The sequence below is a fragment of the Nonomuraea sp. NPDC050556 genome (assembly GCF_044457355.1).
Taxonomy (GTDB): Bacteria; Actinomycetota; Actinomycetes; order Streptosporangiales; family Streptosporangiaceae; genus Nonomuraea.
The window spans coordinates 382807-395501 of sequence record NZ_JBITGU010000004.1; the positions used below are offsets into that span (position 1 = coordinate 382807).

At 69.6% G+C, this 12695-nt stretch carries 13 protein-coding genes; 8 read left to right on the forward strand and 5 right to left on the reverse strand.

Annotated elements, in window-relative coordinates; translation table 11 throughout:
• Nucleotides 1-2 precede the first annotated feature (2 nt).
• On the reverse strand, nucleotides 3-1445 hold the full coding sequence (gene ngcE / locus ACIBG8_RS38905; protein ID WP_397348216.1) for an N-acetylglucosamine/diacetylchitobiose ABC transporter substrate-binding protein: 1443 nt from the start codon (nucleotides 1443-1445) through the stop codon (nucleotides 3-5).
• A gap of 183 nt (nucleotides 1446-1628) precedes the next feature.
• Here ngcE and ACIBG8_RS38910 point away from each other — a divergent pair, with 183 nt between their 5' ends.
• Nucleotides 1629-2858, forward strand: coding sequence for an alkyl sulfatase dimerization domain-containing protein (locus ACIBG8_RS38910; RefSeq protein ID WP_397348217.1), 1230 nt, complete (start codon nucleotides 1629-1631; stop codon nucleotides 2856-2858).
• Here ACIBG8_RS38910 and ACIBG8_RS38915 read toward each other — a convergent pair.
• A complete protein-coding gene (locus ACIBG8_RS38915) occupies nucleotides 2855-4066 on the reverse strand; it encodes an aminotransferase class III-fold pyridoxal phosphate-dependent enzyme (protein WP_397348218.1) in 1212 nt (403 codons plus the stop codon). The genes ACIBG8_RS38910 and ACIBG8_RS38915 overlap by 4 nt on opposite strands.
• On the reverse strand, nucleotides 4063-4989 hold the full coding sequence (locus tag ACIBG8_RS38920; RefSeq protein WP_397348219.1) for a carbohydrate kinase family protein: 927 nt from the start codon (nucleotides 4987-4989) through the stop codon (nucleotides 4063-4065). Before ACIBG8_RS38920 ends, ACIBG8_RS38915 begins: the two co-directional genes overlap by 4 nt.
• Before the next feature lie 65 nt (nucleotides 4990-5054).
• On the opposite strand from ACIBG8_RS38920, the gene ACIBG8_RS38925 reads away from it, so the two are divergent.
• On the forward strand, nucleotides 5055-5654 hold the full coding sequence (locus tag ACIBG8_RS38925; protein ID WP_397348220.1) for a TetR/AcrR family transcriptional regulator: 600 nt from the start codon (nucleotides 5055-5057) through the stop codon (nucleotides 5652-5654).
• On the opposite strand, the gene ACIBG8_RS38930 is transcribed toward ACIBG8_RS38925, so the two are convergent.
• Nucleotides 5638-6669 carry a saccharopine dehydrogenase NADP-binding domain-containing protein gene (locus ACIBG8_RS38930; protein WP_397348221.1) on the reverse strand — a complete coding sequence of 344 codons (1032 nt, stop codon included), beginning with the start codon at nucleotides 6667-6669 and terminating at the stop codon, nucleotides 5638-5640. The two genes, ACIBG8_RS38925 and ACIBG8_RS38930, sit on opposite strands and share 17 nt — an antisense overlap.
• 76 nt (nucleotides 6670-6745) lie before the next feature.
• Here ACIBG8_RS38930 and ACIBG8_RS38935 point away from each other — a divergent pair, with 76 nt between their 5' ends.
• Together ACIBG8_RS38935 and ACIBG8_RS38940 are read left to right on the forward strand one after the other, a co-directional pair.
• On the forward strand, nucleotides 6746-7318 hold the full coding sequence (locus tag ACIBG8_RS38935; protein WP_397348222.1) for a TetR/AcrR family transcriptional regulator: 573 nt from the start codon (nucleotides 6746-6748) through the stop codon (nucleotides 7316-7318).
• Nucleotides 7319-7547: 229 nt separating this feature from the next.
• Nucleotides 7548-8195, forward strand: a complete 648-nt coding sequence (locus ACIBG8_RS38940) for a class II aldolase/adducin family protein (RefSeq protein ID WP_397348223.1) — start codon at nucleotides 7548-7550, stop codon at nucleotides 8193-8195.
• Here ACIBG8_RS38940 and ACIBG8_RS38945 read toward each other — a convergent pair.
• Entirely contained in the window at nucleotides 8192-9757 is a 1566-nt protein-coding gene (locus ACIBG8_RS38945; RefSeq protein ID WP_397348224.1) for a DUF885 domain-containing protein, read from the reverse strand. The genes ACIBG8_RS38940 and ACIBG8_RS38945 overlap by 4 nt on opposite strands.
• Before the next feature lie 23 nt (nucleotides 9758-9780).
• Here ACIBG8_RS38945 and ACIBG8_RS38950 point away from each other — a divergent pair, with 23 nt between their 5' ends.
• From ACIBG8_RS38950 to ACIBG8_RS38965, 4 genes are all read left to right on the forward strand, one after another.
• On the forward strand, nucleotides 9781-10989 hold the full coding sequence (locus ACIBG8_RS38950; protein ID WP_397348225.1) for a DUF4032 domain-containing protein: 1209 nt from the start codon (nucleotides 9781-9783) through the stop codon (nucleotides 10987-10989).
• Between the two features lie 153 nt (nucleotides 10990-11142).
• Entirely contained in the window at nucleotides 11143-11517 is a 375-nt protein-coding gene (locus tag ACIBG8_RS38955; protein WP_397348226.1) for a roadblock/LC7 domain-containing protein, read from the forward strand.
• Between the two features lie 3 nt (nucleotides 11518-11520).
• Nucleotides 11521-12276: a hypothetical protein gene (locus tag ACIBG8_RS38960; protein ID WP_397348227.1), complete on the forward strand. Its 756-nt coding sequence runs from the start codon at nucleotides 11521-11523 to the stop codon at nucleotides 12274-12276.
• A 29-nt stretch (nucleotides 12277-12305) separates the two neighbouring features.
• On the forward strand, nucleotides 12306-12680 hold the full coding sequence (locus tag ACIBG8_RS38965; protein WP_397348228.1) for a roadblock/LC7 domain-containing protein: 375 nt from the start codon (nucleotides 12306-12308) through the stop codon (nucleotides 12678-12680).
• Nucleotides 12681-12695: the final 15 nt, after the last annotated feature.

Sequence of the window (12695 nt, forward strand, 5' to 3'; positions counted from 1 at the left end):
AATCAGGCGTTCCTGGTCTGCTTGGTGATCGAGGAGTCGGCCTTGATGTCGTCGGCCTTCTTCTGGACCGTGTTCATGAACTCGTCCACCGAGATACGCCCGTACATGAGGGCGTTCGTCTGCTTGGTGGCGTAGTCGAACAGCTCCTTGTACCAGCCCTCGAACCGCGCGTCCGTGATGATGTTCTGACCGGCGGCGTCCTGCGCCTTGGCCGCGCTGACCAGGCCCGGCGTCAGGGTCAGGCCCTCGGCCGCGCCGTTGACCACGGTGAGGTTCTTGGTCTTCTCGGTGAAGCCCTTCGCGCCCTCCTTGGAGAGCATGACGCGGAAGTACTCCAGGCCGCCCTGCGGGTTCTTGCCCTTGGCCGCGACGATGAAGTTCTCGCCGACGCCGACCTGGATGGCCTCGTACGGCATCTTGTCGGCGGCCGTGACGGCGGGGACCGGCGCGATGGCGTACTCGAACCCGGCGGGCTTGTCCTTCTCCATCTCGTTCTCGAGCCAGGAGCCCGTCGCGTAGAAGAGCACCTTGTGCTGCAGGTGCTTGATCTGCGTCTGGGTGTGGTCGAGACCCTGGTACGACTTGTCGCCGTACTTCGTCTGGACGTCGAGCCACGCGGTGAGCGCGGCCTTGACCGGCTCCGACTTCCAGGCGTTGTCGACCAGGTTGTCGATGTCGATGATGACCTGGTTGCCGCCGATCTTCGCAGCCGTGTAGAGCATGTTCCACAGCTGGTAGTACGGGCCCTTCTGGCCCGGGTAGGCGTACAGGTGGATGCCCTCGGCCTTGGCCTTCTCGCCCAGCGCCAGGAACTCGTCCCAGGTCTTGGGCAGCGTCCAGCCCTTGGCCTCGAAGAACTTGGCGTCGTACCACAGCGCGCGGTGCGACACCGTGTAGTTGAGCACCAGGTCCTTGCCGTTGAGCTTGGCGTTCTCGATGGCGGCCGGGGTGATGGTGTCGCGGACCTTCTTGCTCGGGTCGTCGATCGAGGGCGCGTCCCACAGCGGGGTCAGGTCGGCCAGGTGGCCCTCGGCGGCGAGCGCCGCCAGGTCCATGGCCTCGGGGCCCGAGTTGTTGACCACGTCGGGCACGTCGCCGCTGAGGAAGCGCGGGCGGAGCTGGGTGCCGATGGCCTGGGTGCCGTTGTGCTTGATCGAGACGCCGGCGAACTCCTTGGCGTACAGGACCTCGTGGACGTCCTTGGCGTAGGCGTCGCTGTAGCCGCCGCTGAAGATGACGACTTCGAGGGGCTTCTTGGGGTCGACGCCGAAGGGGTTCTTCGGGTCGTTGCCCGCTGCGGCGGTGGTGACGGGGGCGGCGGACGGCGTGGCCGTACCACCGGTGGCGCAAGCGGTCAGCAGGCCCGCGCCGGGGCCGGCGACGAGAGCGGTAAGGCCGATTCGGCGCAGCAACTGCCGCCGAGTGATCTCTCCCGGGTGGGTCATGCGGGCTCTCCTGGGGATCAAATAGGAAAGTTTCCTAAACGTTTGCCTGAACGTACGGACGCTCGCAATAGGCGTCAAGGGCTCGAAACCGAGACGTGACCTTGGGATGTCACAACGTGACCCGGGGGCCGCTGTGCTCGCTCCCATTGCCTGTCGCGCGGGGCCGGGGAGAGGCTGGGGACCATGATTGAGGAGTACGCCGACCGCGTCTGGCGCGGCGAGATGGCAGACAGCATCGTCGACAACGGGATGGACGGCAAGGGCGTCCAGACCATCGCCGGCGGGCTCGGCTGGTGGCCGGGGTTCGGCAACGTGATCACCTTCGAGACCGAGGGCGAGTTGCTGCTGTTCGACACCAGCTCGCCGTTCTCCACAGCGAAGCTGTACGAGGACGTGCGCGCGTGGTCGTCTGCGCCGCTGACCTCGGCGTTCTTCTCGCACGGGCACATCGACCACGTCTTCGGCGTCGCTCCCTTCGAGCAGGACCGGCGGGCCACGGTCTACGCGCACGAGGCGGTGGCCGAGCGGTTCGCTCGCTACGTCCTTACCAACGGCTACAACTCCGTCATCAACCAGCGGCAGTTCCAGGCGCCCAACCTGCGCTGGCCGATGGACTACCGGCAGCCCGACGTCTCCTACCGCGACGCGCTCACCGTGCGGGCGGGCGGGCTGACGTTCGAGCTCTTCCACGCCAAGGGCGAGACCGACGACGCGACCGTGGCCTACGTGCCCGAGCACCGGCTGCTGCTGCCCGGCGACCTGTTCATCTGGGTGACGCCCAACTGCGGCAACCCGCAGAAGGTGCAGCGCTACCCGCGCGAGTGGGTGCACGCGCTGCGCCGCATGGCCGCGCTCGACGCCGAGATCATGCTGCCCAGCCACGGCGCGCCGATCTTCGGCGCGGCCAGGATCCGCACGGCGCTGCTGGAGACGGCCGAGTGGCTGGAGTCGCTCGTCACCCAGACGCTCGACCTGCTGAACGCCGGGGCGCGGCTCGACGAGATCGTGCACACCGTCAAGCCGCTGGAGCACCTCGCCGACCGGCCGTACCTGCGGGCGCGCTACGACGAGCCCGAGTTCATCGTCAGGAACCTGTGGCGGCTCTACGGCGGCTGGTACGACGGCAACCCGGCCAACCTCAAGCCCGCCTCCGACGCCGCGATCGCCTCGGCCGTGGCCGGGCTCGCCGGTGGCGCGTCAGCGCTCGCGGACGCGGCGCTGAAGGCGCTGGCCGACGGCGACGAGCGGCTGGCCGGGAACCTCGCCGAGATGGCCGCCCTGGCGGCGCCCGACGACGCGGGGGTGCACCGGGTCCGCGCCGAGGTGTTCTCCACCAGGGCGCGGACCGAGCAGTCGCTGATGGCCCAGAGCATCTACACCTGGGCCGCCGCCGAGTCCGCCAAGCGCGCCTAGAACTGCTTGCGGGTCTCGGCGAAGGCCAGGTCGGTGCCCTCCAGCGCCCTGGCCACGTCGGCCTCGGTGTGCGCGGCCGACATGAACCAGTTGTGCCACGGGTGGATGTAGACGCCGTGGCGCAGGCAGGCGTCGCTCCAGAACATCGCCCTCGACAGGTCCGCGTCGCCCTCGAAGCTCAGCCAGGGGATCGAGACGGGACCGGTCTGGTTGACGGTGAAGCCGTGCGTCCTCGCCTGCGCGTACAACCCCTCTCGGAGCTGGGCGCCCGCGCGGTTCATCTGGGCGATGCCGTCGTCGTCGCGCAGCGTCTCGATGGTCGCCTTCGCCGCGGCCATCGCGACGGCGGAGAACCAGAACGAGCCGGTCGAGTAGAGGGTCTGGGCCGCGTTCCTGAGGGCGTCCGTGCCGGTCACGGCGGCGATCGGGTAGCCGTTGGCCATCGCCTTCGACCACGCCGTCAGGTCCGGGCGCACGCCGTACGGCTCCCACGAGCCGCGCAGGTCGATCCTGAACCCCGCGCGCACGTCGTCGATCACCAGGGCGGCGCCGATGCGGTCGGCCAGGGCCCGCGCGCCGCGCGCGAAGGCGGGCTCGACGAGCTCCTGGTCCTCGAACGAGTCGTGCTTGAACGGCGTCACGATGATCGCCGCCACGTCGCCGTCGTGCTCGGCGGCGACCGCTTCCAGGGACTCCAGCGAGTTGTAGGTGAACTCGGCCAGGTCGGCGCGCTCGTTCGGGGTGACGCCCGCCATGGACGGCGTGCACCACGGGTCGGCGCCGTGGTAGGCGCCGTGCGCCATGAGCACCTTGGTACGGCCGGTCGCCGCGCGGGCCACCATGAGGGCCTGGGTGGTGGCGTCCGTGCCGTTCTTGGAGAACATCGCCCAGTCGGCGCTCGGGACCGTGTCGACGAGCAGCTCGGCCAGCTCGACCATGATCGGGCCGGGGCCGTTGAGCGTGTCGCCCTTGGCGAGCTGCCTCTGTGCTGCCTCCTCGACCTTGGGGTGGCGGTGGCCGAGCACGATGGGGCCCCAGCTGCACATGAAGTCGATGTACTCGCGGCCGTCGACGTCCCACTGGCGGCAACCCTCGGCGCGGTCGAAGAACTGCGGGTAGCCGGGGGCGAAGATGGCCGCGTTCAGGTGACCGTACATGCCGCCTGGGACAACCTTGAGTGCCCGCTCGCGGAGCTCGCCGTCCTTCATGAATTCTCACTTTCTGTACGGATAACGTCGTCCAGGCTCTCGATGCCCGCGTCCGAACCCAGGCCGGTGGCGACGCGGGCGGCGGCAGCCGTACCCAGCCTCGCGGCGCCGACGACGTCGCGGCCGCTCAGCAGGCCGGTGACGAACCCGGCGCAGTAGGCGTCGCCGCAGCCCGTCGTGTCGCTGACCTCGACCTTGAGCGCGGGGACCCGGGTCGTGCCCTCCGGCGTGACCACCAGGCTGCCCTCGGCGCCCAGCGTGACGAGCACGCCCTTCGGGCCCTCGGCCAGCAGCTGGGAGGCGGCGGTCGCCACGTCGTCGGCGCCGGTCATGAGCAGCGCCTGGGAGTCGTTGGGCAGGAAGTAGTCCACGTGCGGGAGGAAGGCCCTGGCCATGCCCAGCAGGTCCGGCATCTCCGACAGCAGATCCATCGTGATGATCGTGCCCTGCGCGCGGAGCTCGTCCAGGAGGGCGAAGAACGCCGGGTCGCCGAGGCCGAACGTCACGTCGACGCCGCCCAGGTGCACGGCACCGGCCGCCCTTAGCGCGTCGACATCGAGGTCGGCCAGGGTGACGCCCAGGTTCGCGCCGGGGACGTGGAAGCTGGGGCGCCCGCCGTCCGGCCTGATCGGCAGGATGGAGGCGGCGGTCTGCTCGCCCGGCTTGCGCACCAGCTTGGAGACGTCGACGCCGTGCCTGGCCATGACCATGAGGAGGAAGTCGCCGAGCTCGTCGTCGCCGATGGCGCCCAGGGAGACGACCTCGTGACCCAGCTTGGCCAGATCGACCGCCGTGCCCGCCGCGGCGCCCGCGGCTGTGAGCCGGATCTGGTCGACCAGCACGGTGTCCTGACCCTGCGGGATGAACTCCACGGGCCTGGTCAGGATGTCGACGATGTGCACACCCACGGTGACGACGGTCATGGTGGTTAGTAGACAGACGTCCGAATAAAAAGTCAATATGCTGCTGGACGGAAGGGAGCTCACTCATGCCGAAGATCGTTGACCACGACGAGCGACGCAGCGAGGTGTTGTCGGCGGCGCGGCGGGTGATCGTGCGCGACGGCATCGACGCGGCCACCACGCGGGCGATCGCCAAGGAGGCGGGGTACTCCAACGGGGTGCTCGCGCACTACTTCGCCGACAAGGACGAGATCCTGCTGTCGGCGCTGCGGCAGTCACACGAGCGGATCCGCTCGCGGCTGGCGCGGCGGGTGCGGGGGGTGTCGGGGGTGGCGGCCCTGCGCGAGGTGCTGCTGGACAACCTGCCGCTGGACGCGGAGCGGACGCAGGAGACGCGGCTGGAGGTGAGCTTCTGGAGCCGCAGCCTGGCGTCGGAGCACCTGGCCGAGGTGCAGCGGGCGGAGGCGGAGGAGCTGCGCGCGGCCGTACGGTCCCTGCTGGGCGAGGCGCAGGCGGCCGGGGAGATCGCGAGTGGCGAGAACCTTGACGACGTCACCGAGCATTTGCTCGCCCTGGTGGACGGTCTGTCTCTCCACCTGCTCCTCTACCCCGGCCGCCTGACCCGCGTCGACCTCGAGCGCCTGATGCTCACCGCCCTCGACCGGCTGGTTACAGGGCGAGGGTGAAGGCGTTCAGGGTGGCGAGGTGGCGGAGGAAGGGGGCGGCGGGGAAGGCCTCCGCCGTACTCAGGACGCCCGCCTTGGGTGGGGTCTGACCTGAGGCCAGCCGCGTGGCGGCCTCCACCGAGGCGAGCGCGCCGACCCACCAGATGTCCGACCCGCGGACGTGACCGTTGCGTCCCCCACCGCCCACCGAGGTGGCCTGGACGGCGATCATGAAGTCGGTGCGCGCCCGCTCCTCAGCCGTCGCGTCCTGGCTGGTGAAGGTCTGCTCCTCCTCGAAGGTGCTCGCCGTGAGCTGCGACTCCACCCGCCGGGCGGGCACGTGACGCGGAATCGTCACCACCTCCCCCGACGGGAACGGCGCGATCATCGTCCGCGGCCCGACCGGCGGCGGGAACGGGAACACCGTGTTACGGATCTCCACCGGCTCCACCCGCTGCACACCGTCCGCGAACGTCACCCTGTCGATCTCGCCGATCAGTAACTCGGCCGTCTTCACCGCGGCCGGCGTCATCCGCCACCCGGTCACCGAGTACCCCACGGTCACCCGGTCGACGTCCCCCATCCCCTCCGTCACCGCGGCCGCCAGCAGGTCCGCGATCCCGCCGTAGAAGCTCAGCTGCGGGATCATCACGATCCCCGCCGACTGCGCCCGCGCCTGCATCGTGTCGAACAGCAGCTTCACCGGGTGCGGCTCGACCGCGTGGTCGATGTAGTGGCTGCCGCCGTCGACCGCGGCCTGGGCCAGGGGCAGGGCGGTCTCGGCGTACGGCCCGGCGCAGTGGACGATCACCGCGCTGCGCTCGGCCAGCTCGCGGAGCGCCGCCTCGTCGTCGAGGGTCGCCACGTGCGTCCTGATCCTGCCGTCTGGGGCGTTCAGTTCGACGGCCAGTTCCTGGAGTTTCGCGCCGTTCCTGCCCGCGAGGATGACGGGGTGGTCGCGGGCGAGGAGTTCCTTGGCCACCAGGCGTCCGGTGTGTCCGGTGGCCCCGTAGATTGCGATGAGCGGTGCGTTCATGGACGAACTCGCTTTCATACCGAGGGTATGTATCTTGGAGTTCGAACTTACGTTCGATGCATGGAGGTGTCAAGGGATGGTTCGCCGTACCCAGGCGGAGCGTTCGGGTGCGACCTCGGCGACGCTGGTCGAGGTGGCGCGACTGCTGTTCGCCCGCGACGGTTACGCGGGCACCTCCATCGACGCGGTGGCGGCTGCGGCGGGGATGACGAAGGGCGCCGCTTATCACCATTTCGACGGCAAGGCGGCGTTGTTCCGCGCGGTCTTCGAACAGGAGCAGTCCCAGGTGGCCGCGGTGTTGGAGGAGGCTGCGGGGCGCGCGCCCAACCCCATGGACGCGCTGGCGGCGGGGGCGAGGGCCTTTCTGGAGCGCTGCCTCGATCCGGGTTTCCGCCAGATCGTCCTGCTGGACGGGCCTTCCGTGCTGGGATGGCAGGGGGTCCGCGCCCTGCAGGCCGACCACACGCTGCGCGTCCTGCGCGACGGTCTCACGGCGGCTACCGGGGACGACTCGGAGGTTCTGGCCCACCTGATCTTCGGGGCGCTGTGCGAGGCGGGCCTTTTTCTCGCGAGTACGGACCACCCCGCCGACGCCCTGCCCGCCGTACTGACCGAGGCAGAACACCTCCTCCGCACCCTCGGGGGCTGACCCACCCATCAGGAGCTCGCCCCTGAGGGACCTCGCCCCCACGGACGGTCGCCCCTGAGGGACCTCAGCCCCACAGGCGGATATGCCTGAGGGGTGGCCCCCGTGGGGGGGAGGAGATCCCCCGGGGGCGGCCGTCCGTGGGAGCTGCGGTCTCTTCGGGGGGTGAGGTCTTTTCCTGGGAGTGGGTGGGTCGTTGAGTTATTTCGGACGACCGACTACATTGCCCCGCATGAGGATGGGCGAGCTGCGCGAGCAGGTGTGCGAGTACGGTAGGAAGGCCATCGAGCTGGGCCTGGTCATCGGCACCTCGGGCAACCTGAGCGTCCGCGACGGCGATCTCGTGGCCGTCACCCCCTCGGGAGCCGCCCTCGACCGGCTCACCCCCGAGATGTGCCCGATCGTCGACCTCGACGGCCACCTGGTCGAAGGCGACCTCCAGCCCTCCTCCGAGACCCCCATGCACCTGGCCGTCTACGCCGCGACCGGCGCGCAGGCCGTCGTGCACACGCACTCCGTCTTCGGCACCGTCGTCGCCACCACGATGACCGAACTCCCCGCCGTCCACTACAACGCGCTGATGCTGGGCGGGACCGTGCGCGTGGCCGAGTACGCGACCTACGGCACGCCGGAGCTGGCCGCCAACGTGCGGGCCGCGCTCGACGGGCGGCAGGGCGCGTTGATGGCCAACCACGGCGGCGTGACCGTGGGGGCGACTCTTGAGCAGGCGTTCGAGCTGACCCGCCTGCTGGAGTGGCTGTGCGAGGTGTACGTGCGGGGGCTGTCGATCGGCAAGCCGACGATCCTCACGGAGGAACAGCTGGCGGGCGTGGTCGACCGCGCCCTCCACCCGCCGGCGTTCCCCCGCAGGAACCCCTAGGCGACCGTGCGGGCGGCGAGCCCGAGGGGAAGACCGCCGCTCCCGGCCAGGCGGTCGTGGAAGTCCTTCAAGGACCCTGTCCACGACTCCCGGATGCGGTCGATCTCCAGCGCTCCGGTCAGGTAGGACGGAGCCTGGGTGGGCCACGCGCAGTAGCGGTTCACCTCGCCCACCGAGGTCTCCGGGGAGAGCGCGGAGCGGGTGGCCATGAAGGTCTCCGCGTCCGAGATCGACATGTCGTCGCAGTGCAGCGCCGTGTCCACCACCATGCGCGCCGCCCGGAAGATCCGCGCGTCGAGGAAGGACAGCTCGGTGGCGGGCGTGTCGAAATACCCCTGCTCATGGAGCATCTTCTCGACGTAGAGACCCCAGCCCTCGGTGAAGTACGGCGTCCGAAAGACCTTCCGCACCGTCCGCAAATTTCCGGACATGTGTGACAGGTGCCAATGGTGGCCCGGATAAGCCTCGTGCACCGAGACCGCGGGCATGCTGGCCCGCGAGTTCGACCGCAGCCGCTGCACCACCTGCTCAGGCGTGAACGAGTCAGGCGTGTAGGGCACGAAGAAGAACCCGCGCCGCGAAGCAGTCAGCGGCGGCGGCGCGATGTAGTGCGCCACAGCCAGGATCGGCCGGTTGTACTCGGCCGACGGCAACACCACGCACTCCTCCCCCTCGGGGAAGGTCACCAGGTCACGCGCGCGCACGAACTCCCTGGCCCGCTGCGTCTCCGCCTCGTACTCGGCCCGCATGGCCTCCAGCGTCGGCGGGTGGTCGTCCATGAGCGACTCCAGCGCCGCCCGCCAGTCCCGCGTGCCGTTGACCTTGAGCGCCACCTCGGCCATCTGCCCGTCGAGCAGGGCCCACTGCTCCTTGCCCTTCTCGTGCAGCTCGGCGGCGCCGTACCCGAGCATCTCGCGCTCGCGCAGCAGCGTGGAGTAGAGCTTCTCCCCCATCCGCCACGTCCCGCCGCACTCGAAGGTCTCGAGGAACCCGACGAGCGAGTCGAACGCGTCAGCGGCGGGCCCGGCGGCGTCGAGGAGCCGCGCACGCGATGCGGGGTCCTGGACCATCCCGGGGATCGTCTGGGTGAGCAGCCCGCGTGCCGTACGCGCCTGCCCGAGCGCCCGCTTGACGAAGAGCGGCGCCGCCAGGTCGGGGTCCAGGTTCGTACGGCAGGCGGCCAGCACCCCGGGCACCTCGGCCAGCTGCGCCACAGCGGCGTCCACCAGCGCGGCCTCGGGCTTGAGCCCCCGCTGGAACGGTACGAACAGCGAGGAGAAGATCGTGCCGAGGTAGGCGGTGGGGTCGCGCCGCCACGACTGCCAGTCGCCGAAGGCCAGCTCCCCCTTCAGCTGCGAGATCACCAGCCCGCGGTCGATCTCGTCGTCGAGCGTGCCGCCGGTGACGGCGCTCAGCCGTTCCAGCCACTCGGCCTGCTCGCGCTCGTAGGTGAGCAGGCCCTCTGCCGTCCAGTCACCCAGGGTGCGGTCGTGACCGTCGGCGCCCAGCAAGGTGGCTGCGACCGGATTGCGTGAAAAGTACCAGGTGAGAAACTCGTCCACCGATGCACCATATCCTGGGCGCCATGGCCCTGCAGATCACCGGCGCGCTCGGCGACCCCGACCTCATCAGGCTCCCCTGGGAGCTCCCCTTGGAAGAGTGGCCGCAACGCCATCTGGTCGATCTCCCGCGCGGCATTTCGCGGCACGTGGTGCGTTTCGCCAGGCTCGGCGGCAAGGTCTACGCCATCAAGGAGATCAGCGAGCGGTACGCCAAGCGCGAGTACCGCCTGTTGTGGGACCTGGCCAGGCTGGACGCGCCCTCGGTGGAGCCGGTCGCCTACGTGACCGGGCGCGAGGAGGGCCTGGACGCGGCGCTGATCACCCGCCACCTGCAGTACTCGCTGCCCTACCGCGCCGTCATGTCCGGCACCCTGCGCCCGGACACGCTCACGCGGCTGCTCGACGCGCTGGCCGTACTCCTGGTCAGGCTGCACCTCAACGGGTTCTTCTGGGGCGACTGCTCGCTGTCCAACACCCTCTTCAGGAGGGACGCGGGGGCGTTCGCCGCCTACCTCGTGGACGCCGAGACCGGCGACATGCACCCGATGATCAGCGAGGGCCAGCGCCTGCACGACATCGAGATCGCGCACATGAACATCTTCGGCGAGATGCTCGACCTGGAGGCGGGCGAGCTGCTGCACCCGTCCATCGACCCTGAGGACATCGCCGAGCAGATCACCGCCCGCTACCACCGGCTGTGGAGCGAGCTGACCACCGACGAGATCATCGAGGAGGTCGACTGGCACCGCGTGGAGCAGCGGATCAGGCGGCTGAACCTGCTCGGCTTCGACGTGGCCGAGATGATGGTCAGGCGCAAGGTCGGCACCGGCCGGCTGATCGTGCGGCCCAAGGTCGTCGACGCGGGACACCACCAGCGCCGCCTGCTCAGGCTCACCGGCCTGGACGTCGAGGAGAACCAGGCCCGCCGCCTGCTCAACGACCTGGACGGCTTCCGCGTCGCCAAGGGGCTGCGCCACGAGGACGAGGCGATAGTGGCGCACCGGTGGCTGGCCGAGGTCTTCCAGCCGACGATAGACGCCATCCCGGCGGAGATGCGGCGCAAGCTGGAGGCCGCCCAGCTCTTCCACGAGGTTCTCGATCACCGCTGGTATCTGTCGGAGGCGGCGGGAGCCGATGTCGGACTCGTTCCGGCGGTCGAGTCTTATGTGAAGAATGTGTTGGTCCATAAACCCGATGAAAAAGCTCTTCTTCCCGACGAGCCGGGCATCTGACCTGCGGAAACGCGCGAAGAATATGAATATCTCTCGGGTACGCCCTGATTTGCCGAGGCAGGTTTGCCACTCGGGAGATATTTCGTTCTACGCCGATACGTATCTCTCCTCTCGCGCCCCTTCAGTCTCAGCGCCTGCTCCTACGCTGACCGGGTGCTCGGACTTGACGACTGCCTCACCGAGGTCATGGCCATCCCTGGGGCGCTGGACGCCCTGGTGGTCGACCACACCAGCGGCATGGCCGTGGCCACCAGCGGCGCCGACGGATTCGACGTCTCCGCGTCGGCCGCCGCCCTGAGTGAGACGGTACGCGCGACCATGGACGGCCTGGCCCAGGCGTCCCCCGGTGGAACGGTCCGGATCGACGACATGATCGTCGTCACCGACCGCGGCTACCACCTGCTCAGAACCCTCGACACCCCTTTCGAGGGCCCGCTGGTGATCTACCTGCACCTTGATCTGAAACTCGCCAACCTGGCGCTCGCCAGGCACCGGCTCCACACGATCTCCAGCCAGCTGACGATGTGAGCCATGTCTGCCTTCGACACCCTCCTGACGGGCCTCGCCAAGGAGCGCGCCTCCGGCTCCATCCGCCTGGGCAGGACCGGAACAGTGTTCCTGGCCGACGGCCGGGTCACCTACATGGAGTGCGCCCAGACGCCCAGCGTCGAGGACCTCCTGCGGGCCTCGGGCCGGGTCAGCGCCACCGCCCTGCGCTCGGCGCAGCAGGAGGGCGGTGACCTGCTGGTCGACAGCGGCGCCGTGACCAGGGGCGAGCTGCAGTTCTGCGTGCTCGGCGCGGTGCTCGACGCCGCGTACTTCCTGCTGCCCTCCAAGGGCACCAGGCCGAAGTTCCGCCCCGGGGAGCAGCACTGGCTGGGCACGCAGTGGTACTTCGAGGTGTCCGGGCTCATCCGCGAGTGCGCGCGCAGGCGCACCAGGCTGACGCAGCTGTGGCCGACGGCCGAGTACGACACGTCGCCCGTCATCCCGGTGCCGAGCCCGCGCTGCCACCGGATCCTGCTCAGCGACCTGGAGTGGGAGGTGCTCGTCCACACCGACAGCCAGTCGACGCCGCTCGACCTCGCCAGGCGGCTGGGCAGACCCGCCTACTCGACTTTGCTTGCCGTACGGCGGATGGCGGCGGCCGGGCTGTTACAGCAGCCGAGCGGCCTGCCCAAGCGGGTCAGGCAGGAACACGGCGACCGGCCGCCCGCGCCCCTGTACGAACCGACGGACATGGACGTGCTGGTCAGGTTGAAGAAGGCGCTGGAGGAGCTGTCGTGAGGTTCCCCTCACTCAGAAGGAGGCCGTCCGTGGAACTGCGCGAAGAGGTCGCCAAGGAGATGCGCCTCCTGCGCGAACGCGCGCCGGAGGTCAGCGGGAGCGTCGCCTGCACCGTGGACGGGCTCATGCTCGCCTGCGACGGGAGCGACGACACGAGCGAGCGGACGTCCGCGCTGGCGGCCGCCGTCCTGTCGCTCAGCAGGCGCATGTCGGAGATGGCCGGCCGGGGCGTGCTCGAAGAGACGCTCATGTCCGGCACAGCAGGGTTCGCCGCGTTCTATCCGGCGGGCCCCACCATCGTCCTCACAGTCCTCGCCGAGCCGGGCACCAACCTCGGCCTGCTGAGACTGGAGGGTCGCAAGACGGCGGCCGCCGTGGCCGCCCTGGCCTCGCGAAATCGCTAACCCAGGAGGAAACAC

What these genes read in the sequence shown, in the direction of transcription:
- ACIBG8_RS38940 (WP_397348223.1), top strand. Translation starts at nt 7,548, where the DNA reads ATGAGGATGGGCGAGCTGCGCGAGCAGGTGTGCGAGTACGGTAGGAAG.
- ACIBG8_RS38930 (WP_397348221.1), bottom strand. Translation starts at nt 6,669, where the DNA reads ATGAACGCACCGCTCATCGCAATCTACGGGGCCACCGGACACACCGGA.
- ngcE (WP_397348216.1), bottom strand. Translation starts at nt 1,445, where the DNA reads ATGACCCACCCGGGAGAGATCACTCGGCGGCAGTTGCTGCGCCGAATC.
- ACIBG8_RS38950 (WP_397348225.1), top strand. Translation starts at nt 9,781, where the DNA reads ATGGCCCTGCAGATCACCGGCGCGCTCGGCGACCCCGACCTCATCAGG.
- ACIBG8_RS38925 (WP_397348220.1), top strand. Translation starts at nt 5,055, where the DNA reads ATGCCGAAGATCGTTGACCACGACGAGCGACGCAGCGAGGTGTTGTCG.
- ACIBG8_RS38935 (WP_397348222.1), top strand. Translation starts at nt 6,746, where the DNA reads ATGGTTCGCCGTACCCAGGCGGAGCGTTCGGGTGCGACCTCGGCGACG.
- ACIBG8_RS38910 (WP_397348217.1), top strand. Translation starts at nt 1,629, where the DNA reads ATGATTGAGGAGTACGCCGACCGCGTCTGGCGCGGCGAGATGGCAGAC.
- ACIBG8_RS38960 (WP_397348227.1), top strand. Translation starts at nt 11,521, where the DNA reads ATGTCTGCCTTCGACACCCTCCTGACGGGCCTCGCCAAGGAGCGCGCC.
- ACIBG8_RS38920 (WP_397348219.1), bottom strand. Translation starts at nt 4,989, where the DNA reads ATGACCGTCGTCACCGTGGGTGTGCACATCGTCGACATCCTGACCAGG.
- ACIBG8_RS38915 (WP_397348218.1), bottom strand. Translation starts at nt 4,066, where the DNA reads ATGAAGGACGGCGAGCTCCGCGAGCGGGCACTCAAGGTTGTCCCAGGC.